The sequence below is a fragment of the Albibacterium bauzanense genome (assembly GCF_004339765.1).
GTDB classification, from domain to species: domain Bacteria; phylum Bacteroidota; class Bacteroidia; order Sphingobacteriales; family Sphingobacteriaceae; genus Albibacterium; species Albibacterium bauzanense.
Genome location: NZ_SMGO01000002.1, coordinates 172638 through 198586, shown reverse-complemented (window position 1 = coordinate 198586; position 25949 = coordinate 172638). Strand labels below are relative to the sequence as shown.

Genomic DNA, 25949 nt, shown 5'->3' with positions numbered 1-25949 from the left:
CGTATCTATTCAATAATTTTTCCGATTAATGTAGCCGACGTACAGGTCTCCCCGATAACCGTTACATAATCACCAATTTTATAAGAATCAACAACAGGGAAAACCACCATTGCATTTTGATCGTTTCTGCCACAGAAATCCTGATCAGAACGTTTTGAAAAACCTTCAATAAGCACCTTGTGAGTTTTCCCTACTTGACTTTCAAGCCTTTTAAGGCTATAACTTCTTTGTTTATTAACAATTTCTGTCAGTCTTCGTTTTTTGGTTTCTTCAGGTACATCATCCTCGAATCTTTTTGCAGCCAATGTTCCTGGCCTTTCCGAATAGGTAAACATATATGCATAATCGAACTGAACCAAATCTATAATAGACAGTGTATCTTCATGATCCTGCTCTGTTTCAGTACAGAAACCAGAAATTATATCAGTTGAAATACCACAATTTGGTACAATCTTGCGAATTGCATTGATACGGTCAATGTACCACTCTCTTGTATAAGTACGGTTCATTAAATCCAGAACACGCGAACTCCCTGATTGTACAGGCAAATGAATGCTGTTACAGATATTAGAATATTTAGCAATTGTGTATAGAACGTCATCCGTAAGATCTTTAGGATGCGAAGTTGAGAACCGTACTCTTAATAAAGGGTCAACATCAGCAACCATCGCTAATAGATCTGCAAAACTTATAACCGCTCCATCCTCTTTATCATCTGCTTTATATTTATATGAATCAACATTCTGACCTAATAAAGTTACCTCACGATAGCCTGCTTCAAATAAATCTCTTGCTTCCTTTACAATTGATTCAGCACTCCTGCTCCGTTCTCTTCCACGCGTAAAAGGTACTACGCAAAATGAACACATATTATCGCAACCCCGCATAATGGAGATAAATGCTGTAATTCCATTGGAGTTTAAACGTACCGGACTAATATCAGCGTAGGTTTCTTCTCTCGAAAGCAACACATTTACTTCGCGAGAACCTTCCTCAACTTTACCAATAAGGTTTGGTAAATCGCGATAAGCATCCGGGCCAACCACTAAATCTACTAATTTCTCTTCATCTAAGAATTTCGATTTTAAGCGTTCAGCCATGCAGCCAAGCACTCCGATAATCATTCCCGGGTTTTGACTCTTTGCAGTTTTAAAATCAGTTAAACGTTTACGTACCCGCTGCTCTGCATTCTCACGAATAGAGCAGGTATTAATGAAAATTACATCCGCATCGTTAAAAGTACCTGTAGTCTCAAAGCCATGGTCAAATAAAATAGAAGCAACAATCTCGCTATCTGCAAAATTCATCTGACAACCATAACTTTCGATATAAAGCTTCCTGCTATTATTTATTAATAGATCATTCTTTAGCAAAAGTGCTTCCCCTTGTCGAGCTTCATCGTGTTCTTTTGATTGAATATTTAATTCTAACATAGCTTTTTATTTCGAGCATCAAAGATACAAAAAAATTGATATAATGACAGTTTGTCATGTTAATGCTAGGTAAAATAATATAAGTTTTTTAATGAACGAACTATTTACCTTGTTTTATGTTATTAGAACAAATAAGAACGAGTTTTATTATACTTTATGGGTAAAAACCACAGTGATCAAGTAAAATCGACTAAAACTAATTGGAAGAGAATCTTAATTTGGACAGCAGCTGTAACAGGTTTTATCATTTTATTATTGATTATTGGTGGTTTCATCTTACAGAACCGACTCCCGGAGAATCTTAAAAATAGAATACGAACAGAAAGCAAGGGCGTGTATGAGTTGAAATTTGATAGGATGAACGTTAGCTTATTGAACGGGTCTATCAGATTAAACAATGTACAATTACTTCCAGATACAACAGCCTATTTTCACCTTGATAGTGCTCAACGAGCCTCTAAGCTTTTTAAATTAAAAGCCACTTCGTTAGATATATCGGGCCTCGGCTTCTTAAAGCTTTTTTTCAAAAAGAATATACAGGTTTCTAGTATTACACTCAATAGGCCCGATCTTATTGTTATGAACATGCATGATACAGTAAAGGTTGATTCTAACGTCAATAAAACGATGTATGAACAAATGCCTTCCCTGTTAAAAGATGCCAGGGTACAAGTGTTCAGAGTTAATGGACTATCTTATGTTCAACAAGAAATGGGTGATACTACTAAGCAAAGTGGAAAGTGGAGTAATTTAAGCTTTGCAATGGAATCAGTTTCTATTGATTCCCTCAGCCAGAAAGATTCAACCGCCTTTTGGTTCTGTAAAGACATCCAGGTTAATAGTAGAAAGGTTCAATTCGCATCAAACGATGGAATGTATAAATATACAATTGGTGAGATCAAGGCTTCTGTAAAGAGAAAAGCGCTTGATATTCTTGATTTTAAAGTGATTCCTCAATACCCAGAAATGGAGTTCTCACAACGCTTAGGAGAAGAAGGCGATCGCTATCAATTGGTTGTCCAAAGAATAAATGCCAAAGAGGTTGATTTTAAACAGTTGGAATTATCAGGCCGGCTCCATGTATTAGCATTAGATCTTGAAAATGCAGAGCTAAGAGTTTTTCATAATAAAATGATGCCACCTTCAGGAAAGATCAAGACCGGTAATTTTCCAAACATTGCTATAAAGAGATTAAAAATTCCTTTGGTGTTGGATACCATGTATGTTAAGAACTTTGATGTTTATTATAAAGAGCTCAGCAGGCAATCGGAGAAAGCAGGTACTGCATTTTTCACAAATATTTATGGTACACTTCATAATGTAACAAACGATACTTTACAGTGGAAGAAAGACCCTTGGTGCCGTACTACTTTCCAAACAAATTTTCTAGGAAAAACCAAGCTAATGGTTGATATCAATTTAAACATGGAAGATAAGGATGGTGAGTTTAATTATAAAGGCTCCCTTGCTAAGTCTGATGCTAAGCTTTACAATGAACTTTTAGTACCTATGGCAATGGCAAGAATTGAAGAGGGAACAATACAAGAAGTTACGTTTAATGTGAATGCAAATAGCTATGGATCAACTGCGCATGTTCAATTGCTCTATGATAATTTAAAAGTGAATCTTTTAGGAAAGGATGGGAATGTTTTAAAAAAGAAGGGTTTCCTTTCGTTTCTGGCTAATTCCTTTATTATAAAAAATAGTAATCCCCGAAAAAAGGGGGAAGCCCCAATAAATGCCGATATTAGTTATATACATGATCGGGAGAGATCATTTTTTAACCTGATGTGGAAAAGCATTTTTATGGGAATGAAAGTTAATCTGGGCGTGCCTGAACTTTAGTTTATCTATATGAAAAGAATTTGGAAGGTGCTTATCGCCATATTGGTAGTTTTAATCTTGATAGTAGCGGTTGGTTCCTGGTACATAAGCCGGCATTGGAAACCCATTCTTAGTGAACGTTTGCAGGCTCTTGTCAACGCTTCTTCTGATGGCCTTTATCACTTAAGTTACGAAGACTTTGATTTTAGCTGGTACAGTGGAAATGCCTATCTCACGAATGTTTCATTAACTCCTATTAAAGAAGTTTATGAACGCTTAAAGACAACAGGCGATGCTCCTGATAACCAGTATTCCATTCAGGTCAAGTCAATTAAGATTAAGAATTTCCATCCCACCAGGTTGTATAAGCAGCAGAGATTGAATGTTGATGAAATTATGGTGCAAGATCCTACGGTCTTGGTTATGAATGAAGATTTATCGCAGAATGATTCGATCTTGGTAAAAGAGAAGAAAACGCCTTATCAAAAATTATCAAAGATCCTTAAAGAGCTCCGTATCGATAATTTCAATGTAAATAACCTAAACTTCACCTATCGAAACAATACACTGAAAGATTCAAAAGAAACCAAGCTAAAGAATATCAATATCGCTGTTCATGATTTCCTGATCGATTCACTTTCTCAGAAGGATTCATCGCGTATTTATTATTCATCGGGAGTTGACTTTAAAATGGATAGCTATCAAATTGCTACCCGAGACAGCATGTATTACATCAACCTTTCAGCAATAGATTTCTCAACAACAGATAAACGCTTAAAAATTAATAGGGTAGAGCTAAAGCCACGACAAAGTAAAGCCGACTTTTATAAGGTGGTGGAGAAACCAACAGAGCGCTTTGATTTAGCTTTTGATTCTTTATTGATCGAGAATATAAATATTCCTGAACTATTGAATAATCAACGTTTTCATGCCCAGAGAATTGATATTGGAAAGGGGGCAGTTGAGATTTATAATAATACCAATTATGCACGGACTCCTGCAAGTAAAAAGGGGAAAGACCCTCAGCAGCAATTACAGAAATTGGCGTGGAATTTAAACATTGATACGCTGAACCTTCTGAATACAGATATTGTTTATGAAGAGTTAAGTAAGGTAACCCAGGAAACGGGTAAGCTGTCGTTTAATAATTCCACTATCCGTTTTACCAATGTTACCAATGATTCTATAGCCATCAGCCGCAATGCAATTATGGGTGTTTTTATGCAAAGTAAATTTATGAATGCCGCAACTTTGGAAACGAATCTCCATTTTGATCTGGTTTCGGAGATTGGTGCCTTTGAATTTCAGGGTAAGTTAAACGCTATGAATGGCAGAGTCTTAAATCGGGTATTGATGCCGCTGGCAGAAGTAGAGATAAATTCAGCTAATATTAGGAGCCTTGCCTTTAATTTTAAAGCAAATGAAAGGGATGCCCGCGGTACAGTAAACTTCCGATATAATAATCTAAAAGTTAAGCTATTGATGTTAGAAGAGAAGGGTGTTGTTAAAAGTAAGATTGCTTCTACAGTTGCAAACAGCTTTATTATTAATAGCAGTAATCCGACTGAATTAGGCGAATACATTCCCGGCGTTGTTTACTACAGACGTCCATCCACCTATTCGATTTTTAAATTCATGTGGAAAAGTATATTCCAGGGCGTTAAAACAAGTGTTGGTGTAAGTGCAGAGCGAGAAATGAAACTAAAAAAGACAGCCGAACAAACTAAGCAGCGAGTTGAGAATACAAAACAAGCTGCTCAGAAAGTGGGGTCTTTTATTAAAGGGGTATTTAAGAAAAAGGAAGAGGAATAGTGGTTTAATCAACCACTAAATTCCATCCAAATTCATCTTCAATCCTTCCATAGCGTAAATCATTCAAATACTGTAAAACCTTATTTGAAAATTCACGTGTCGCCGGATCGCTTAATTTATATATTTTTCCTTGATATCCTATTTCTGCAATTGGGGTTAATGTAGCTGCAGTACCAGCAGCAAAAGCTTCCGTAACCGAACCATTTTCAATTCCATCAATTAACTCCTGAACAGATACTTTGCGAGATTCAGTCTTCAAGCCCCATTTCTCAGCAATCGCCATAATGCTTAATCGCGTAATGCCTCTTAAAATGGTTTCTGAAGAAGGAGTTATCAGCGTATCCCCAATTCTAAATAAAAGATTGGCCGTTCCTGCTTCTTCTACATAAGCATGTTCTTCTGCGTCTGTCCAAATTAATTGGTCAAAACCTTCTTCTTGAGCCAACTTAGTTGGATGAAGAGATAGCGCATAATTACCTGCATTCTTAGAGAACCCTACACCGCCATTAGCGGCACGTGTATAATGAGTTTCTACTTTTAATCGCAGCGGTTTGTTATAATAAGAACCAACAGGGCTCGTAATAATCATAAACGTATAACTAGCAGAAGGATGTACGCCCAATGCAGCCTCGGTCCCAAACATAAAAGGACGAATATATAAAGAAGCATCCTTTGTTGGAGGTACCCAATCTCTATCCAGATCAATTAATGTTTTCAGACCGTCCATAAAAATTTCGGCAGGAACAGTAGGCATCTCTAAACGAGCAGCTGATTTATTAAAACGCTCATGATTTTGATCCGGACGGAAAATACTTACATCCCCATTCTCTTGCTTATAAGCTTTTATTCCTTCAAAAATTGACTGTCCATAATGAATAAATGAACTAGAAGGACTCATGACGATATTGCCATAAGGTACAACCTTGACGCTTTGCCACGCACCATTATTATATTCTGCTACCAACATGTGATCAGACAAGATATGTCCGAACTTCAGATTCTCAAAATCTACTTGGGCTAAACGAGACGACGTTGTTTGCTCAACTTCTATAGAATGCACTTTTTCCACGATATTTTATATTTTACCTATACTAGCGCAATTTAAGAAAAAAAGGATTTGAATTCTAATATTAATTTTATATGACGATGATCTATTTGTAAATAGTTAATTTTGCTTGGAGGGATTGTCTGAATATCTCTCAAATAAAAAGAAAATACAATGATTAAGAGAATGTTATTAAGTGCTTTTGCTGTGTTACCATTTATGGTATTTGCGCAAGAGAGCTATACGATCACAGGAGAAATAACGAATGTTCCAAATACTGCTAAAGCTTATCTTATATACAGTGATGGAGCGCAGAGAAAGATAGATTCAACATCAATTAACCAAGGTAAATTTACATTTGCCGGAGTCGTGAGTCAGCCGGGTGATGCTCTCTTAACAATTGATCACAAAGGTGTAGGGATGTCTAAATTGAGCAGTCCTGATCTTTTAAATCTATTTCTGGAAGGTGGAGCAATTAGTATAAAAGGAACCGATTCCATCTATAATGCAGTTTTGTCGGGAACCCCGCTAAACGATGATCGTTATAAGTTAAATTCAAGCTTAGCTGCAGTAACCGCTAAAGAGAAAGCTTTCAGAAAGAAATTCAGTCAAGCTACACAAGAGGAATTGAACTCTCAAGAATTTAATCAACGTTTAGAGAGTGAATACAATGCGCTGCAAAAAGAAAAGGATGAAGCTTATATAAATTTCATCAAAACTACACCGAATTCTCTTTTAAGCTTAAAAACCTTGGTTGAAATAGCTGGTCCCGTACCTGATGTAGCCTTGGTAGAACCTCTTTTGAATGCACTATCGCCTGAGCTTCAGGAAATGGAGTCGGCAAAAGCATTGCGAAAACAAATTGAAGTAGGAAAACTGGTTATGGTGGGAGCAATCGCACCCGATTTTACACAGAACGACCCGGATGGCAATCCCATAACGCTTTCTTCGTTTCATGGTAAATATGTTCTTGTCGATTTTTGGGCAAGTTGGTGTGCTCCTTGTCGTCAGGAAAACCCCAATATCGTGGCTGCTTACACCAAGTATAAAGATAAAGGATTTACTGTATTAGGAGTTTCTTTGGATCGTGAAACAGGCAGAAACGCCTGGTTGAAGGCAATTAAGGATGATCAATTAACCTGGGCTCAGGTATCTGATCTTAAGTTCTGGAATAATGAGGTTGCTAAGAAATACGGTGTAAGTGCTATCCCTAGAAACTTCTTACTGGATCCTAACGGAAAAATCATTGCAACTAATATTCGTGGTGAAGAACTGCATACCACGCTGGCAGGAATTTTAAACTAGTGGAATCATTAATCCCACTAGTTTAAATAGATTTTTTAATAAAGTACTCTGAATTTAATAGTATGTGCAATCGACTTTAATTCTGTTAAAAGCTTTTTGTCATACTTTCTGCTAATATCGGTTATCACATAACCTATCCCGTTTTTAGTCATTAAAAACTGAGCAACAATATTTACATTGTTATCCCGGAAGGTACCATTGATTTGCGCCATGATACCTGGTATATTTTCATGAATATGGATCAAACGGTGAGCGTTATCCATTAACGGAACTTTCAGGTTAGGGAAGTTCCTGCTCATTTTTGTATCACCGTTATTAATGAAATCAGCCATCCTCTTCGGAATAAAGTCAGCACTCTTCCAGGTATCTTTTTTATCATCAAATAATACGATACCTTTTTGAAGACAGAAGTTCTTATCGATCTTACGTTTACTATTTCCTAAGTAACCAATTGTTTTTAAACGAGATGCTTTTTCTATTTGTTCATTGGAGAAAGTAAGTCCATCCTGAAACAAAATCATTCCCGCTTCACTTAAGTCTTCACCTTCAATTTTATTAAGTTGAATGGTGCTGAACCCATCTTTTTCTAAGAACTTAATGGCATGATGAGGCACATCACCAACAACATAGCATTTAATCCGATTCTTAGGATAGGAAATAGCGCGTGGAAGCTGATTAATATATAAAAACTCATCAAAAGTAGGAGCAATATGATCCGCTTTTGATGAAACAGAAGCACGTTCTATATTTTCAGTAAAGGCATAGAACTTTTCAATCATACCCGATTCTTTTAATTGAAAATCAGAGTATCCATCTCCAATACCATAAACTTTACCCTCAAGTTTCAGCTGCTTTAATAATTTAACTTTTCCACCTTCTTCTGATAGTGGGTTCTTTTCGTCGAAGCCATAAATATTACCTTCCTCATCAAAAAGAAAGGTATTAGCATATACATTTTCTTCAGAGATATGGTAGTTGCCTACAACCGGACAAATAAATTCTTTGAATCCGCCGGAAACGATATATACATCTTTCGAATTATCTTTGAAAAACTCCTTATTGCGTGAAAAGGAGGCTGATACCTTCTTCTTTAGTTTTTTAATAAGTGCATCCAGATGCTCACGGTTAGCATGTAAAAGCTGCACCCTGCGCGTCAAACTCTCACGGAAAGAAAGCTTCCCGTCCATTGCCAGGTTTGTTAATTCTGCAATATCGGCTAAGTGTTGCTGACGGTCCGGATTGTTTTTTAAAGAGATTTTTGCTAGTTCATCCAGCGCTTCTACCTGTGTAAAAGTGCTATCAAAATCTATGATGTAATTTGTTTTCATGAAGTTTAATGAAATTTGACGCAAATATAGTTGTTAATGACTGATTTCTTCTAAACTAAGATCAAAGGGTTTAAAAGAATAGTTTAATGTGCTTATTATTTTTTCATTGCTATAAATATGCTTTTTGATGGAAGAGCGGGCGATCTCTTTCGTGAGCTTTGGTTTCATGATTTTAAGGAACGAAAGCAAAGTTTGTGCCCGCCAGGCAAAAGCCAGAAGAAAGCGATTGGTTGGAATAGAAGGAGGAGCTTTTTTTACTATACGGGCATACTGCTGGAAAAGCTCCTTATAGCTTAGATTAATGTTATTGATCAAGAAATTGGTTCCTGAAATATCAGGCGATTCCATAAGTTGGATCATGATAGAAGCCAGGTCTTCAACATCTACAAAGCCGGTACTGCCAGTAGGATAATATCTTAAACCCTTGTCTACCAGAGAGAACAGCTGAGCCGTATTGTTTGAATTATCAGCACCAATTACAATCGTCGGATTAACAATAACAGCATCCAGACCTTCTGCAATTCCTCTCCACACTTCCCTTTCGGCTTCAAACTTTGAGATGCTATAGCCACTTAGTTTTGGGTGCCATTCCCATTTTGATTTCTCATCAATAAACCCGCTATCCTTTTCTTCACCCAAAGCAGCCACTGAACTCAGGTATACTAACCGTGCTTTTTTCTCCAGGCAAAGATTAACGATATGTGTAGTTCCTTTTACATTTACATCCATTAATTTCTTTCTGTCTGCTGTATTAAAAGAAACCATACCAGCACAGTGATATACTTGCCGAACTTGGGTAAAAACATCTTCCAGCGAGAAATAGTCTGTTACATCAGCATCAAACCAGAATAGATTGGCCTTATAAAGTAGTTCTTGTGGAATAATGGAGCTTGCACGTTTAATTGCTAAAACAGATTTACCTTTTTCTAGCAAGCTTTTGATTACAAGTGATCCTATAAAACCAGTTCCGCCCGTTACTAATATCACATTAATATTTTTTGGAAATTAATTCATGCATTATTCACTTTCAAAAGTAAGGTATTAAATGGATATTTGTAGGAATTATCTGTTTTACCATCTCATATATTTTAAGCCAATTTATGTCGTTAATCGATTTTTTTACTCCAGTCAATGTTCAGGAAATAAAGAAGGAAGCCGGCTTCCTTAATAGTCAGCTTGGTTCAATAATCACAATTTATGAGCAAGAGTTTCCTGACTTGGAGGGTGTTGATATCGCCATATTTGGGGTAGCAGACGATCGCAAAGCTGTTAATAATAAAGGCTGTGCTTCCGCGGCAGATGCCTTCCGCAAGAAATTCTATCAGCTGCATCAGGGCGAACATAAAATCAACGTTGTTGATCTCGGTAATATACAAAAAGGCTTTCAAGTAACTGATACTTATGCGGCTGTAAAAACAGTTGTTACAGAGCTGGTAAAAAGCAATATACTGCCTATAATTATTGGTGGCGGACAAGATCTGACTTATGCTCAATACATGGCTTATGAGAAATTAGAACAAAGGGTAGATTTAGTACTTATTGACCCGGCTTTCGATCTGGAAGAAGATAGCAGCGAAGAAAGCGATACAACATCGCGGTCTTATTTAAATAAGATCATGCTTCACCAACCTAATTATCTGTTCAATTTCAGCAACATTGGCTATCAGTCTTATTTCGTTAATACCGAGAGCCTTAAAGTGTTGGATAAGCTTCTTTTTGATGTCTATCGTTTAGGCACTTTCTCAGGTAAAATAGAGCAGGCAGAACCCATACTACGTAATGCCGATATGATAAGTTTTGATATGGGAGCCATTCGTTCATCGAATGCTTTCGCAAATGCGAATGCTGGTCCCAATGGTTTTTACGGCGAAGAAGCCTGCCAAATGTGTCGTTATGCAGGTATGAGCGATAAGCTTACTTCCATTGGATTTTATGAATTTAATCCGGATTTAGATCAAAACGGACAAACAGCTATTCTGTTATCACAAATGATCTGGTATTTCATTGATGGGTATTACGGCCGCAAAAAAGACTTCCCATTGCAGCCAAAGTCAGCTTATGTGATCTACCGAACCTCTTTAACTGCCGATGAGCATGAAGTGGTTTTTGTGAAAAGCAAGAAGTCAGATCGCTGGTGGATGCAAGTTCCTTACCCGAACACCAAATCGGTTAACGAGCGCTACCACATGGTTCCTTGTCGTTATGAAGACTACCAAATAGCCATTGATGGCGAACTCCCTGATTTATGGTGGAGAACCTATCAAAAGCTAATTTAGGGCAGAAACCTTATAATATTCCAGCGTAAAATATTCAATCTTATTGTCTGTTTCGTTCTTAAAAAGAAACGTCTTTAAAATTCGCTATACTCAAACAGTGGTTAAACAGTAGTCAAACAGTGGTTGAACAGTGGTTAAGCAGTGGTAAAAGGACTGGTCAAGGACTGTCTGTTTACTGTTTGATATTAGTCAAGTATGGACAAGTGAATTCTTTAGTAAGAGGCTAGCTTCAAAGTTTCATCAAAAACAAAATATATATTTGTGCTATAAATGAAGGTTTTAGTCATTGAAGACAACGAAGAATTAGCACAAAACATCACTTCTTACCTAACCAGAGAAGGATACATTTGTGAACTTGCTACGAATCATTTTCAGGCGATTGATAAGCTGAATGGTTTCAAATACGATTGCATTGTATTGGATATTATTCTGCCTGATGGAAATGGTTTGGATATTTTGAGCCATATTAAATCAGAGAAGATTGATAGTGGAATTCTTATTATATCTGCTAAAAACTCGTTAGATGATAAGGTTAACGGACTAGAGTTGGGTGCAGATGATTATTTGACAAAACCATTCCACTTGCCGGAGCTTAATGCGCGCTTAAAGGCTATCTACCGTAGAAAATATCTGCAGGGAGCTTATGAGATCCGCTTTAATGAGATTTATATTAATACCGATAATATGGAGGTAAGTGTAAATGACAACATGCTTGATCTTACCCGGAAAGAGTATGCGCTGCTTTTGTATTTTCTTACCAATCAGAATCGTGTATTGACACGCCAAACCATTGCTGAACATCTTTGGGGTGATTATACAGATAATCTTATGAACTTTGATTTCGTTTATCAGCATGTTAAGAATTTAAGGAAGAAGATTGTGCAGGCGGATGGTAAAGATTATATTGAAACAGTATATGGGCTGGGGTATAAGCTAAACACAAATAAGTAATGAAACTCATCCAGAAGTTCACTCTTTGGTATTTAGTAATCACCTTTGTGGTGCTTATCATTGGTGGTTTGCTTTCTTATTATTCCATAAAATCAGAGGTGGATTATGAGCAGGTAAAGTATTTGAGGAAGAACATTGATTTTACGATTAGAGAATTGAACAGGGGAGTTATTCCTGATTCCTTATCTCAAAATAGGATGGAGATCAGTGAGCTGGCCATGTCTACCCCAAAAACCAGGCTTTCCGTAACAGATACGCTTGTATATACACGTTATTTAAGGCGTAAAGAACCACAGTTAAAGGTTTCAACGTCACAAATAATTGGCGGTCATCATTTTTATATCTCAACTTATGGGGCCATTGTGGACACCCGCGATATTACCACTGCTGTGGTTAAATCTATCAGCACTATCTTTTTGATTATGCTGGTTGTAACCGGCTTGGTAAGTATATTGATTTCCAGAAAAGTTTTATTGCCTTTTAATAGAACCCTAAAGGCGATGCAAGAGTTTAGATTGCAGCAGAAGAAGCCGCTTCGCCTGATGGAAACGAAAACGACAGAATTTAAGAAATTGAATAACTTCTTAAGCCTGATGACGAATAAGGCGCTTAAAGACTATCAGACTTTAAAGGAGTTTACAGAAAATGCATCGCATGAAATGCAAACTCCTCTTGCTATTATTATGGGTAAGCTGGAGTTATTGCTTGAGTCGCAAATTGATGATGAGCAGGCTAAATTGATTGTAAGTGCGCATGATGCGGTAGAGAAATTAAGTAAAGTAGGGCAGTCGTTAACGTTAATAACGAAGCTTGATAACCGTGAATTTGAGTCGCAGGAAACAGTTAATTTTAGTCAGGTATTGAATGATAGCCTTTTTGCATTCCAAGAGCTTATTGAGATGAAATCGCTTCACTTAGAAAAGCAAATTGCAGATCATGTTAAAGTGAAGATCCATCCTTTATTGAGCAATATCTTATTGAATAATTTGATAGGAAATGCTATACGCCATAATATAAAGGATGGGGTTATCCGCGTGGAGTTAACTCCTGCCAGGTTGGAAATATCTAATTCAGGAGACCCTTTGAATTTTCCTGCTGAGAAGATGTTCAATCGTTTTATTAAGAATAATCAGAGTAATGAATCAGTTGGTTTGGGCCTTGCTATTGTAAAGCAGATTTGTGAGCAAAGCAACATTGATATTAGTTATGATTATCGGGATAGTATGCACATCCTTCGTCTCTCTTTCTAATATCGTTATAATTGTTACCATTGATAGGTGCTTATAAGGCATACTTCAAGATTCCTTCAAATTTGCATCAAATTGTATTTAAATATCTGCGGTAATTTTAAACCATATACTTTTAACCGTGTCTCTCTATAGAGATGGTATTATAAAATGAATTAAAAAGCCTTAGATGTTATGTTCAAACTTACGTTAATTAAAAATGTTAAACTAGTATTGATTGCCGGATTGCTATTTGCTGTTCATGGCGCTTTTGCTCAACAAGGAGGAGGGTTAAGAGGGCAGGTAGTTGATGATGCAAAAGATGCTGTTGAACTGGCTTCGGTTTCTTTATTAAGGTTGCCGGATTCAACCATTGTTAAAGATATGCAAACTGCTTCTAATGGAAGATTTGAGTTTACAGATGTTGCAGCCGGAAATTATGCTATCCGAATAAGTTTCGTAGGTTTTGTTCAGAAGGTGGTTGGAAATATTCAAATAGGAACAACTTCACATAATTTAGGTGTAATTACCTTGAATCAGGATTCTCGTTTGCTGGATGCAGTGGTGATAGAAAAGGCAGCTCCGGCGGTAGAATATGGATTGGACAGGACAACTTTTAATATGACGCCTGATATTCAATCTATGAGTGTAAATGCTACAGAAGTATTGGAGCAGATACCAATGGTGGAAATGGATGAAAATGGAAGTCCGAGTGTTATGGGGCAGAATTTAACAGTATTGATTGATGGCAGGCCTTCTACGGTTTATGGCAGTGATATTGCAACGGTATTAAAATTGGTTCCATCAGGAACTATTGAAAAAGTTGAAGTGATAACAAGCCCGTCGGCTCGTTATACTACAGAGCAGGGCGGAATTGTATTAAATATTATTACTAAATCAAATAGATTAATAGGTGTAAGTGGTATTGCTTCTTTGGCTACTACTACGGCTAACAGGTATTCGCCTTCTCTTAATGTGAATGTAACCCGTAATAGGATTGGTTTTAACAATAGCATTAGCTTTGACTCTGAACGTGATCCTTCTAACAGCAGTGTTTTCAGACAGAACTTAGTAAGCCCTTCGTTTTCTACCGATCAGCAGCGAAATGGTTTAGAAAAGGAAAGTGATTTTTCTTATACAGGTAACCTTTTTTATGAAGTAACTGATAAAAGTACTTTTGGTGTTTTCTTTGGTTTAGGACGGGATACTGAGAATGAAAATGAAACATTGATTACACGCACATTGGATGATAATAATCAATTAACATCGGGTTATAATCGGGCTATTAGTTCTGAAAGATCGATGATGAATTATAGAGCAGGGATAGATTTTAAGCAAACATTTGCTAATGAGGATCAAATACTTGACTTACAGGCATATTATTCAACAAGAGATAATGATCAAACCGAGATATTTGATCAACAAAGTGATTGGGATGAGTTGGATTATCTGCAACGCCAGGTTTCTACCGGAGGTGATCATGGTTTTACTGTTCAGGGTGACTATGTTCAGCCTCTTGGAGAGAATTCGAGTTTAGAGGCTGGATTTAGAGGAGACTGGGAGAAGGATAGCGATCAGTTTAATCCTTATCAATTTGATCCTCAAACAGAGGAATATGTTCTTATGACAGATAGGATGGATGATTTAACATCTAAAGAGCAGCAGTATTCATTGTATGCCATGTATCGTACTAGTATTGAGCGTTTAAGTGTGCAGGCGGGTGCCAGGTTAGAAAAATCAGTTTTAGATGCGGAACAACCTTTGTTGGGCCAATCATACAGCAATAACTTTTTGAACCTGATACCAACGGTTAATCTTGCGTATCGTTTAAAGAATGAAGATAATATTAAGGTTAGTTACAGCCGCAGAGCACGTAGCCCTCGTTGGAATCAATTGAGTCCGTTTATAGATTATTCAAATCCTGAGAATATTCAATCCGGTAATCCTGAATTGAAGCCAAGTGTTACTAACTCATTCGAATTTAGCTACGGAAAGTTTATCAATCAGTTTAATCTTTTTGCTTCGGTTTTCTATAGAAACAGTAATAATCCTATTCAGCGAATTACAACAGTAGATTCTGAGGGGATATCTTTTACCACTTTCGATAATATTGGTAAAGAGAACTATTATGGATTGGAAACAGGTGCCAGTGCAGACATTGTTCCACAATGGAATGTACGTTTAAATATAGGTGTACGAAAAAGTGAAGTACTTGGGTTTGACCGTGAGAACTCAAATGTATCTTTAACAGGTCGTTTTTCAACCTTCTTCCCATTGCCGTATGGTTTTAGAGGATACGCTTTTGTTCGCTATATGGGTCCTAGAGCCATTGCTCAAGGAGAAATGAAAGGTATGTTGATTAGTGATATCGGTTTACGGAAAGCAGTATTGGATAGGAAAGTTAATTTAGCATTGCGCTTGTCAGATGTTTTCAACAACCAACAGTTTTCAAGAACATTAACACAGCCGAACTTCGTTGAAGTAAGTGATTTTAGAAGACAGTCGCGTTATTTAAGCTTTAGCATAAGCTACACCTTCGGTTCATTGAAAGAAGGTGCTGCAAGAAACTCTGGCGATCAAGAGCCAAATATGGGTGGTGACGATATGGGTGGCGGCGATGTAGGCGGCCCGGGTATGTAATTGAGTTTAATAATATAATTCAGGACTGCTTATTTGTTTGATATCAGTAAGTAGCCTGTAAAAGAGATCGAATATTCTTGTACAGTAGAATCATTTGATAGGGTTGATAATAGGGTTTGAATATTGATTTCAACGTTATAGTTTGAGCTATTGGCAGATAATTTCATTTGCCCGGCAGGAACTATAACGTTGTTATTTTTATCAGTATTCCATTTAGGCTCTGAAGTGTTTGTTATTTGTTGCTGGTAGTGAGTTCTGATATCTTTTCCAAGCTGGTTGACATCGAAACTCACGCTGTCTTGTTCTCCAATCTTAATTAATAAGGATTGATCTTTATTGTTTTCTATGTTGATTTTTCCTAGCGGAGAATTCAGTTCTTCATCTGAACCACTTTGTAGCCAGTAGGCGTAGTTGAAACTGCTGATAGGAATAATTTTATCAGCATTATTGAAACTAATGTATTGATCGTAGGGCAAGGCCGCATTGGGGTCAATGGATAATATAGCGAATGCGGTATCTCGTAATTTGCTTTTAATTAAATAGTTGTTGTTGTTTAGCGAATCGGTATTAAAGGCGATCTGTTCTTGAATATTGCTTAAGTTAGAAGAAGAGAACTCTTGTAAGGCAGTTAAGCCGTGAAAATTGACCAGGTAATTTACAATAGAAGTTTTCTCACGATTGGCATTTTCATCTTGTTGATGAATGTATGTCCGGAGTCGTGCTTGTTGCGACTTTTTGGATAGGTTGAAAGGACTCTGCGGTCCATAAGTTGATAAAAGTGCCAGTATAAAAAGACTGATGGGTATAAGTTGGATACTTGGTGACTTATGGAGTATAAAGTAAAGACACAGAGCCAATAGCCAGATTGCTAATAAGATAATAAAATAGCGCATTTCGGTTAATCCGTAATTATCGGTACGCACCCAGATAGCTACAAATAATAAGAGTAATAAAGGGAGCATTAGCCAGAAGAAGAACTTCGAAAATTGGCGCATCCATTCATTGCCGGAATCATTGCTTATGGGATAAATAAGAAGATAGGAAAGGATTCCGAATACTGCATAACCTAATATTAGAATGGAAACCATTCCGTTTGGTAGTTCAGAGTTGATGGCAATTTTTAGTTCATAAACAACCAGTATTCCGAAGTAAATGGTCAACAGAGGAATTAGCACATATTGGGTAAAGATCTTCAATACTTTCGGGTAGCTTTTATCTTGAGTGTTATTATCCGAGCTGTCTGGAACACCGGCAAGGAAGAACAGGCTGTTAAAAACTGTTGCCAGAAAGATAAAGAGATTGAAATAAATATTGTCGCTGATGTTATAATTGAAAAGTGCATCTATCGTTAAAAGCGCAACAGATAAGCCAGCGAATAAGACTGCCGAAAATATGAAAGCAGTGATAAAGCGAAGAAATAAAGTTTTATTGAAATGCCAGAAATCGAGGATGTTGGAAGAACGTGGATAAACGCTAAAAGAAACAAGAAGGTGACCGGCAAGTATAAATAGAAGTAAACGAAACAGGTCGGCTTCAAATAGCTGAGGCGATAGAAGTGGAAATAGAGCGGCACATAAAACAAGCGCCACTAGTTGCAGTCCGATGCTTTTTAACGGTGTCCATCTTTGTTGTTCCGCATACAGATTGGCAGACAAACTAAGTGTAAAAGCTATGTTGCATAATACAATTAATTTGTAGAACTGATATTCATTCTCAGAACCTGAATGATTGTTTGTCCAGATCCATACTGACATAGCTGTCAGGCAGATAAGAGTTTGTAACGGAAAGCGGAGAAGTGTATTTCTGCTTTTCTGCCATAAGCTTGATAAGGATGGGATCTTGACCATAATCTTTTTCTTGAATGTGAATTTAATTCATTTTTTCTACCTTTGAAAAAAAAACATTAAACGCCGTTTGCAGCGGTATCAATGATATGATGAAAACAAGCTATCAGACCTTGCTGTACTATTGCTACAGCCCTTTGGTGAATGCAGAAGAATTTGCCGCAGAACACCTTGAATTTTGTAAATCATTAAACTTAGTCGGACGAATTATCGTTGCTGATGAAGGTTTGAATGGAACAGTTTCTGGCACGAAAGAATCTTGTAGGAAATACATCGATGCTATTCATGCAGATGAACGCTTTGCGAAAGTAGATTTTAAGATCGATGATGTTGAAGAGCCTTCTTTTATTAAAATGCATTGCCGTTATAAATCAGAGATTGTTCATTCAGGTTTAAAAGACCCGACTGTCATTAATCCGAATAAGCAAACCGGTACTTATTTGGAGCCGAATGAGTTTTTGGAGATGAAAGACGCAGAAGATGTTGTGATCCTGGATGTTCGTTCTAATTATGAGCATCAGTTAGGGCGTTTCAAAAATGCAGTTACCCTGGATATTGAGAACTTTCGTGACTTCCCGTCTAAGATCAATGAACTTGCTAAGTTTAAAGATAAGAAGATAGTAACCTATTGTACCGGAGGTATTAAATGTGAAAAAGCATCTGCCTTGTTGCTTAAGGAGGGCTTTAAAGATGTTTATCAATTACATGGTGGCATTATTAAATACGGGAAGGAAGCTGAGGGGAAAGATTTTGATGGCCAGTGTTATGTATTTGACAACCGGGTTGCAGTAGATGTTAATACGGTAAATCCTACTGTTATTGCTACTTGCCGGAATTGCGGTGCGAAGACAAACAAGATGATTAATTGTGCTAACCCGGAATGTAATGAGCATTTTAATCAATGCGATGCTTGTGGCGAACAATTAGAAGGCTGCTGCTCTGTTGAATGTCAGGAGCACCCACTTAAAAGACCTTATGACGGGACGGGTTACTATGTTAAAGTTCCTCAGCCGGTAATGAAGGCATAGAAATTCTTCTATGCCATGTTATGATAAACAGCCTGAACATCGTCGTCTTCCTCGATTTTATCGATCAATTTGAGAATGTCGGCCGCATCTTCTTCGGATATTTCTGTGGTAGATAAGGTGATTCTTTCTAATTTGGCAATAACTTGTAAGCCTTTTGATTCCAGTAACTTTTGCATGTTTCCAAAGTCTTCGAAAGAAGTTTGAACAACAGCGATGTCGTTTCCATCTTCATCATCTTCGATGTAAAGCTCTTCTAATCCGCCATCAATTAATTCCAGTTCTAATTCTTCAAGATCAATGTTTTCATCTGCTTTAAAGCGGAACATGGATTTGCGATTGAAAATAAAGTCGAGAGAGCCAGTCTTTCCTAATGAACCTCCAGCCTTTGTTAAATAACTGCGAACATTGGCAACAGTTCTGTTAATATTATCGGTTGCTGTTTCAATTAATATAGCAACACCATGAGGAGCATAACCTTCGTAAATATGTTCTTCGTATGTACTTGCGTCTTTATCGGAAGCTCTTTTTATAGCTGCTTCTATTCGGTCTTTGGGCATGTTTACCGCTTTCGCATTTTGGATTACGGTACGTAAGCGTGAATTGGTTTCCGGGTGCGGGCCAGATTCTTTTACTGCCATGGCAATTTCTTTCCCTAAGCGGGTGAATTGAATAGCCATTTTGGACCAACGCTTAAACTTTCTTTCTTTTCTAAATTCGAATGCTCTTCCCATGTGGCAAATATATACTTTTTGGAAATAAAATAGAATGTGCTTCAAATTTTGTTGGCTAGAATGCAGCTTTCCTTATAAGTTTTCAAAAAACCATTACTGTCAAATATTTCCGCATAGATATAATAGATCCCGGTAGATAAGGCTTGTGCCTTATCGCCTTTGCCATCCCATTCGAATTGCTCTTTTGTTCCCAAGAGTTGGTTCTTTGCGAGATTGCGGACGCCTACACCTTTTGCATTATAAATATGGATGTTAGCCATTTTACCGCCCGTGGGAAGGAGAATATTGATTGTTAAGGTTTTATTTCGGGCCGGATTTAAAACCTGTTCACTTAGAAAAACGGTCTTAGGGATTGTTTCTTTGTTTTCTGACTGTGAGTTTTGATAGCCGGGTGTAGCATAACCGTTGCTTGCTGCAGCTGATAAGAAGTTTCCTTTAATATGGCCAGGTATATGGAAGTTTACTCGTTCTAGAGAGACACCTTTTGCATTTTTTATAAAGGGGCTATGCATAGCCAGGGTGTAGTGAAAGCTATCAATTGCTGCTTCATTCATGAAGAGGATAACTGCACCTTGTGTATTTGTAAGAACAGGAAAGGATGGCATGTTGTGGAATGTGTTTTTGCTCTGATGTAGGTATTGAGCTTGCACTTTTTCTGAATTTTTGCTGAGGAGCTTGTAGGAGAATGGAGAAATATAGGTGTTTGAGTTGGCAACCGGATGCAATTTGCTTCTTTTGCCAGATGCATTGACGCTGGCTAGTTGCAGGGAACTGAGGTCGACTGTTTCAGTTGAATTATTGTAGATTTCAACGAATTCTACCCCGTCCTTTTTAGGATCGGCAAGAATTTCACTGATCAGGACTTTTGCAAATTCAGCTGGTTTATCTGCCTGAGGAAGATCTGTGTTTAGTTTATCCTTATTACATCCTGATAAAAGGATTAAGAAAGACAGCAGGAAAAGTGCCTTTGCCATAAAATAGATTGAGCTTAAGGCTGAAGGTAAAGATCATTCGACAGCTAATGGACTGTCGAATGGTTTAGCTAAGATCTATAGTTCCTTTGAAAACGAATTTTGCAGGTCCTTCTAGAAATATATTTGAATAGTGGTTATTGTTTGCATGAAAGCGAATCAGAAGATTTCCACCTAATGCCCGAATGGGAGTTTCAATGTCGCCTTGTTGTTGATTGTGTTTCGCCATTGCTAAAGCAACTGCTGTTACGCCGGTACCGCAGGCAAGAGTTTCGTCTTCTACTCCACGTTCAAATGTTCGGACAAAATAGCCATTGTCTTCCGGGCTCGTGAAGTTAACGTTAATGCCTGCTTTACGATAGGTGTCCTGATTCCGGATGGAGGCTCCTTCAGTTGCTACATCCAGTGTTTCTAAATGGGATACGATTTTTACATAATGGGGTGATCCTGTGTCAAGGACATAGGCATCTCCATCGGTATCAATGTTGTTTACATCATTCATTTTTAAAGAAACCCAGGTGCCAGCCTGGTCGATGGAAGCATCGTGAATGCCATCGACAGCCAGAAAGGTAGTGTTGCCAGAAATAATACCCTGGTCTTTGGCAAAGGCGACGATACACCTTCCTCCATTGCCGCACATACTGCCAATATTTCCATCGGCATTGTAATAAACCATCTCGAAATCGGAACCTTTTGAACTCTGTAATAGCATGAGGCCATCGGCACCAATACCGAATCTGCGATCACATAATTGAGCGATCTTTTGTGGATTGTTTTCTGTAAATTTAAGGTCGCGATTATCGATTATAATGAAGTCATTTCCTGCACCTTGGTATTTATAGAATGTATGTAAACTCATAATGATCAAAATTAAAACAATTAATCGAATAGGTGTCTTTTAATTTAAATGCCAAGTGCGTTTCTTTAACATTATTTAACAGAAATGCCCTGTTTTACGTTTGCAATTCGTAGCCTTTGGTAGTAAATTTGTATCTATTCAAAAGAAGCCCAATATTATGGTGATTCTTTTAAACAAAAATACTTAATAATATGAATATGAAAAAAATTGGATTTACACTTTTAATTGCCATGCTTGGGGGGCTCCTTGCTATTGGCGGTTATAAGTTGTTTGAGAACACGCAATTGAATAAGATGAGTTTTGAGGAAAGCCAGAAAGTTTATTTTGCAAACAATCCGGCGAATATAAGTTCCTCAACGGGGAATCCTGATTTTACACAAGCGAGTGCAGCAGTTGCTCCGGCAGTGGTGCATATTGTAACTACTTATGAGCCTAGTTCAACAACAGGCAGACAAGGACAGCCGAGCCCATTTGATATGTTTCAAGAGTTCTTTGGAACACCGAGAGGTCGTCAACAACAAGCACAACCAACTCGTGCATCTGGATCTGGCGTCATAATTTCTACGGATGGATATATTGTAACGAATAATCACGTTGTAGAAAATGCTTCTAAGATTGAAGTTAAATTAACTGATAAACGTGTGTTTGAAGCGAAATTGATTGGACGGGATCCGAATACGGATTTAGCATTATTGAAAGTTAGTGCTTCTTCTCCATTGCCAATTGTGAAATTGGGTGATTCAGACGCTGTGAATATCGGTGAATGGGTTTTAGCGGTAGGTTATCCGCTAGGATTAGAATCAACCGTAACAGCCGGTATTGTTAGTGCTAAAGGTCGTGCTTTAAATTTATTAGGACAAGAAGAGCGTCAGCAACAATATTATGAAAATCCGGATGAAGTGCCAGTGAGCGCAGCCATTGAGTCTTTTATTCAGACCGATGCTGTAATTAACCGTGGAAATAGTGGTGGTGCTTTGGTTAACTCAAATGGTGAGTTGATTGGTATCAATGCTGCTATTGCATCTCAAACCGGATACTACGCAGGCTATGGTTTTGCTATTCCTGTAAACTTAGTGAAGAAGATTGCGAATGATTTTAAAGAATTTGGAAAGGTTAAACGTGGCTTTGTTGGTATAACGTTTACTGAGCTTGACCCAGATGTAGCGAAAAGCCTGGACATTAGTGAATATAACGGTCTATATGTTCAGGATGTAGTTGTTAATGGTGGAGCTGAGAAAGCTGGAATTAAAAAGGGTGATATCATTACCAAGATTGATGGACGCGTAATTACTGCATCTTCTGTTTTACAAGAACGTGTTGGAAGAATGGGGCCTGGTGATAAAGTTGAATTAACGTATCTACGTGATGGCAAAGAGCATAAAACAACTGTTACTTTGCAAGATGCTGCAACCTCTATGCCGACAAGTACTACAGCAAGTAAGAGCTCTACTCAATTATATAATGATCTTGGAGCAGGATTTAGTACCATACCTGCTGATCGTAAAAAAGAACTGGGTATATCTTCCGGAGTTGTAGTTTCTGATGTAAGGAGAGATGGATTGTTTTCTCAATATGGTGTTCCTCGTGGATTAATCATTACCAGCATTAATGGTGTAGCTGTTAATAATATTGAACAGATTGAGAATGCTTTGAGTAAATCAAATTCTTCAATGATTAATATTAAAGGGGTTTCTCCTGATGGTGGTCGTGTAGAAATGACCTTCCCTACAAAATAAATTAATTAGTTTTTGTTTTTAAAGTCGTACTTGCTTAAGTACGACTTTTTTTGTTTATTGCTTAGAATTATTCTAAATTGATTTATTTTTGATAAAACCTTAGCTATGTGGAATCAAATGGATAATTTTGTTTACCATTATTAAAAACAAGCCATAAAAATGAGTCGTTTCAATCAATTATTTTCTTCCACGATCGGGAAGAAGCTAATCATGAGTTTGACAGGGATATTTTTAAGTTTATTCCTCGTAGTACACCTGGTTGGGAATTTGCAATTATTTAAGAGTGACGGAGGTCTGGCATTTAATGAATATGCCTATTTTATGACCCACTTTGCACCAATCAAAGCTATTTCTTATTTGCTTTATGCAACTTTCATTGTGCATGCACTTTATTCTTTGATTATTACCTATCGTAATAGAAAGGCAAGGCCAATTGCATATGCATCTTATAACGGTGCAGCAAATAGCACTTGGAATTCACGGAATATGGGCCTTTTAGGTACCATTATTCTTATTTTCCTGGTAACTCACATGAGTAATTTCTGGTATCAATATCATTGGGGAGATGTTCCTTATGTAGAATATACCACAAATATTCAGACCGGTGAAACTTCCGTTCGTGATATTCCTGCGGCCGAATTTCATGATTTCGTGAAATATATTGAGGATGGTTCTGAGATCATGATCGCAAAGGATTTATATAAAGAAGTAAACTTTTCTTTTCAAAGCTGGTATCTGGTAGTCTTTTATGTGTTAGCGATGGTTGCATTAGGTTTTCACCTGGCGCATGGATTTAAATCTGCTTTCCAGACTTTAGGATTTGACCATAATCGCTATGCTCCGCTTATTCGGGCAATAGGTTTCTGGATATTTGGTATACTGATTCCTTTGTTGTTTGCTGCTATGCCTCTATATTCCTTTTTTGTTGTTAATAGTTAGCATTTAATGCTGAAAATAAAATATTCAAAATGATTTTAGATTCTAAAGTACCCGAAGGCCCATTGGCTGAAAAATGGACGAACCATAAGTTCAATCTGAAACTTGTAAATCCAGCAAATAAACGGAAATATAATATTATTGTAGTTGGAACCGGATTGGCTGGTTCTTCTGCTGCTGCTTCTTTAGCAGAATTAGGATATAATGTTAAGACTTTTTGCTACCAGGATAGTGCACGTAGAGCTCACTCTATTGCTGCTCAAGGTGGTATCAACGCTTCTAAGAATTATCCAAACGATGGAGATAGCGTTTACCGCTTGTTTTATGATACGATTAAAGGAGGAGATTACCGCTCAAGAGAAGCTAATACATATCGCTTAGCTGAAGTTTCATCTAATATTATTGATCAGTGTGTGGCGCAGGGTGTTCCCTTTGCACGTGAGTATGGTGGTTTATTAGATAATCGTTCTTTTGGTGGAGCGCAGGTATCAAGAACATTTTACGCTCGTGGTCAAACAGGACAACAATTACTTTTAGGAGCATATTCTGCTTTAAATCGTCAGATTAAAAAAGGAACAGTTCAAAGCTATACAAGGCATGAAATGTTGGATTTAGTTACCATTGATGGCCAGGCACGTGGAATTATTACACGTGATTTGGTAACCGGTGCAATTGAATCGCATGCAGCACATGCTGTTATTTTATGTACAGGTGGATATGGAAATGTGTTTTTCTTATCGACTAATGCAATGGGTTGTAATGTGACTGCTGCTTGGCGGGCGCATAAACGTGGAGCTTTCTTCGCGAATCCTTGCTATACTCAAATTCACCCTACTTGTATCCCGGTTACGGGAGATCATCAATCGAAGTTGACATTGATGTCGGAATCGTTGAGAAATGATGGTCGTGTTTGGGTTCCAAAAACAGTAGAAATGGCTCAGCGCCTACGTAAAGGTGAGATTAAGGTAGCCGATATTAGGGAAGAAGACAGAGATTACTACTTGGAACGTAAGTATCCTTCTTTCGGTAACCTGGTTCCTCGTGACGTTGCTTCTAGAAATGCTAAGGAAATGGTGGATGAAGGTAGAGGTGTTGGTAAATCAGGAGTGGCTGTATATTTAGATTTTAAAGACGCTATCGCTCGTTTGGGTGAAGATGCTGTACGTGCAAAGTATGGTAATCTTTTTGATATGTATATGCAGATTACGGATGAGAATCCTTATAAGCAACCGATGCGGATTTATCCGGCTGTCCATTATACAATGGGTGGTTTATGGGTTGATTATAACTTAATGACTACAGTGCCTGGTTTATATGCTTTAGGAGAATGTAATTTCTCTGACCATGGTGCGAATCGTTTGGGTGCATCTGCTTTGATGCAAGGACTTGCAGACGGATATTTTGTTATTCCATACACTGTAGGTGATTATTTAGCAAAATTAGGATTTGGTCCGGTAGATGCTAATCATCCGAATTTTGAAAAAACGCGTTCTGAAGTTGAATCAAAAGTTAACACGTTATTAGGCCTTAAAGGAAAACAAACGGTTGATGATATTCATAAGAAATTAGGTCATATTATGTGGGAATACTGCGGTATGGCGCGTTCTGCAGAGGGATTGACCAAAGCGAAGGGATTGATTCAGGAATTAAGAAAAGAGTTCTGGGCAGATGTAACAGTATTGGGTGAAAATGAGGAGCTAAACCAGTCGCTTGAGAAAGCCGGAAGAGTTGCTGATTTTATTGAACTTGCAGAATTGATGGTTGATGATGCGTTTAATCGCAGGGAATCTTGCGGAGGACACTTCCGGGTAGAGAGCCAGACAGAAGAGGGCGAGGCGAAACGTGATGATGAAGAATTTTCTTTTGTTTCTGCATGGCAGTATCATGAAAATGCACCAGAAGAATTACACAAAGAGGAGTTGAAATTTGAAAATGTTGTATTAACACAACGTAGTTATAAATAGGTGTGAGTTCAAAGATCTGTAATCTTTCCCCTAACATCTC

The 25949-nt window shown here is 37.6% G+C and carries 19 protein-coding genes; 11 read left to right on the top strand and 8 right to left on the bottom strand.

Features of this window, described 5'->3' with window-relative positions; genetic code table 11:
- Nucleotides 1-5 precede the first annotated feature (5 nt).
- Nucleotides 6-1433 (bottom strand): tRNA (N6-isopentenyl adenosine(37)-C2)-methylthiotransferase MiaB, encoded by a 1428-nt coding sequence (gene miaB / locus C8N28_RS06680; RefSeq protein ID WP_132222883.1) that lies wholly within the window; start codon nt 1431-1433, stop codon nt 6-8.
- A gap of 156 nt (nt 1434-1589) precedes the next feature.
- Here miaB and C8N28_RS06675 point away from each other — a divergent pair, with 156 nt between their 5' ends.
- Both C8N28_RS06675 and C8N28_RS06670 read left to right on the top strand, forming a co-directional pair.
- On the top strand, nt 1590-3278 hold the full coding sequence (locus C8N28_RS06675; RefSeq protein WP_132222881.1) for an AsmA family protein: 1689 nt from the start codon (nt 1590-1592) through the stop codon (nt 3276-3278).
- Between the two features lie 9 nt (nt 3279-3287).
- A complete protein-coding gene (locus tag C8N28_RS06670; RefSeq protein ID WP_132222879.1) occupies nt 3288-5069 on the top strand; it encodes an AsmA family protein in 1782 nt (593 codons plus the stop codon).
- Between the two features lie 4 nt (nt 5070-5073).
- Here the strand turns inward: C8N28_RS06670 and C8N28_RS06665 are convergent, their stop codons facing one another.
- Nucleotides 5074-6138: a branched-chain amino acid aminotransferase gene (locus C8N28_RS06665; RefSeq protein ID WP_185140129.1), complete on the bottom strand. Its 1065-nt coding sequence runs from the start codon at nt 6136-6138 to the stop codon at nt 5074-5076.
- A 150-nt stretch (nt 6139-6288) separates the two neighbouring features.
- On the opposite strand from C8N28_RS06665, the gene C8N28_RS06660 reads away from it, so the two are divergent.
- Nucleotides 6289-7419 (top strand): TlpA disulfide reductase family protein, encoded by a 1131-nt coding sequence (locus C8N28_RS06660; RefSeq protein WP_132222875.1) that lies wholly within the window; start codon nt 6289-6291, stop codon nt 7417-7419.
- 35 nt (nt 7420-7454) lie between these two features.
- Here the strand turns inward: C8N28_RS06660 and C8N28_RS06655 are convergent, their stop codons facing one another.
- Both C8N28_RS06655 and C8N28_RS06650 read right to left on the bottom strand, forming a co-directional pair.
- Nucleotides 7455-8747 carry an HAD-IB family phosphatase gene (locus tag C8N28_RS06655; RefSeq protein WP_132222873.1) on the bottom strand — a complete coding sequence of 431 codons (1293 nt, stop codon included), beginning with the start codon at nt 8745-8747 and terminating at the stop codon, nt 7455-7457.
- A 33-nt stretch (nt 8748-8780) separates the two neighbouring features.
- Entirely contained in the window at nt 8781-9734 is a 954-nt protein-coding gene (locus tag C8N28_RS06650) for an SDR family NAD(P)-dependent oxidoreductase (RefSeq protein ID WP_132222871.1), read from the bottom strand.
- Nucleotides 9735-9847: 113 nt separating this feature from the next.
- Here C8N28_RS06650 and C8N28_RS06645 point away from each other — a divergent pair, with 113 nt between their 5' ends.
- The 4 genes from C8N28_RS06645 (at nt 9848) to C8N28_RS06630 (ending at nt 15840) form a co-directional block, all read left to right on the top strand.
- Nucleotides 9848-11023 (top strand): formimidoylglutamase, encoded by a 1176-nt coding sequence (locus tag C8N28_RS06645; RefSeq protein ID WP_132222869.1) that lies wholly within the window; start codon nt 9848-9850, stop codon nt 11021-11023.
- 270 nt (nt 11024-11293) lie between these two features.
- Entirely contained in the window at nt 11294-11974 is a 681-nt protein-coding gene (locus C8N28_RS06640) for a response regulator transcription factor (protein ID WP_132222867.1), read from the top strand.
- Nucleotides 11974-13224 (top strand): sensor histidine kinase, encoded by a 1251-nt coding sequence (gene porY / locus C8N28_RS06635; protein ID WP_132222865.1) that lies wholly within the window; start codon nt 11974-11976, stop codon nt 13222-13224. The genes C8N28_RS06640 and porY overlap by 1 nt, the downstream gene beginning before the upstream one ends.
- Before the next feature lie 171 nt (nt 13225-13395).
- The gene (locus tag C8N28_RS06630; RefSeq protein WP_132222863.1) at nt 13396-15840 is read left to right on the top strand and encodes a TonB-dependent receptor domain-containing protein; all 2445 of its coding nucleotides are present in this window, start codon (nt 13396-13398) and stop codon (nt 15838-15840) included.
- A gap of 29 nt (nt 15841-15869) precedes the next feature.
- Here C8N28_RS06630 and C8N28_RS06625 read toward each other — a convergent pair whose 3' ends face one another.
- Entirely contained in the window at nt 15870-17687 is a 1818-nt protein-coding gene (locus C8N28_RS06625; RefSeq protein WP_132222861.1) for a DUF4153 domain-containing protein, read from the bottom strand.
- Nucleotides 17688-17773: 86 nt separating this feature from the next.
- Between C8N28_RS06625 and trhO the strand changes: the two genes are divergently transcribed.
- The gene (gene trhO, locus C8N28_RS06620; RefSeq protein WP_394345262.1) at nt 17774-18712 is read left to right on the top strand and encodes an oxygen-dependent tRNA uridine(34) hydroxylase TrhO; all 939 of its coding nucleotides are present in this window, start codon (nt 17774-17776) and stop codon (nt 18710-18712) included.
- 8 nt (nt 18713-18720) lie between these two features.
- Here trhO and C8N28_RS06615 read toward each other — a convergent pair whose 3' ends face one another.
- From C8N28_RS06615 to dapF, 3 genes are all read right to left on the bottom strand, one after another.
- On the bottom strand, nt 18721-19443 hold the full coding sequence (locus tag C8N28_RS06615) for a YebC/PmpR family DNA-binding transcriptional regulator (protein ID WP_132222859.1): 723 nt from the start codon (nt 19441-19443) through the stop codon (nt 18721-18723).
- A gap of 41 nt (nt 19444-19484) precedes the next feature.
- Nucleotides 19485-20417 (bottom strand): lamin tail domain-containing protein, encoded by a 933-nt coding sequence (locus C8N28_RS06610; RefSeq protein ID WP_132222857.1) that lies wholly within the window; start codon nt 20415-20417, stop codon nt 19485-19487.
- Between the two features lie 64 nt (nt 20418-20481).
- Nucleotides 20482-21273, bottom strand: coding sequence for a diaminopimelate epimerase (gene dapF, locus C8N28_RS06605; RefSeq protein WP_132222855.1), 792 nt, complete (start codon nt 21271-21273; stop codon nt 20482-20484).
- A gap of 197 nt (nt 21274-21470) precedes the next feature.
- Between dapF and C8N28_RS06600 the strand changes: the two genes are divergently transcribed.
- From C8N28_RS06600 to C8N28_RS06590, 3 genes are all read left to right on the top strand, one after another.
- The gene (locus tag C8N28_RS06600; protein WP_132222853.1) at nt 21471-23009 is read left to right on the top strand and encodes a Do family serine endopeptidase; all 1539 of its coding nucleotides are present in this window, start codon (nt 21471-21473) and stop codon (nt 23007-23009) included.
- 159 nt (nt 23010-23168) lie between these two features.
- Nucleotides 23169-23948: a succinate dehydrogenase cytochrome b subunit gene (locus C8N28_RS06595; protein WP_132222851.1), complete on the top strand. Its 780-nt coding sequence runs from the start codon at nt 23169-23171 to the stop codon at nt 23946-23948.
- Nucleotides 23949-23977: 29 nt separating this feature from the next.
- Nucleotides 23978-25909 (top strand): fumarate reductase/succinate dehydrogenase flavoprotein subunit, encoded by a 1932-nt coding sequence (locus tag C8N28_RS06590; protein WP_132222849.1) that lies wholly within the window; start codon nt 23978-23980, stop codon nt 25907-25909.
- The last annotated feature ends 40 nt before the right edge of the window (nt 25910-25949 follow it).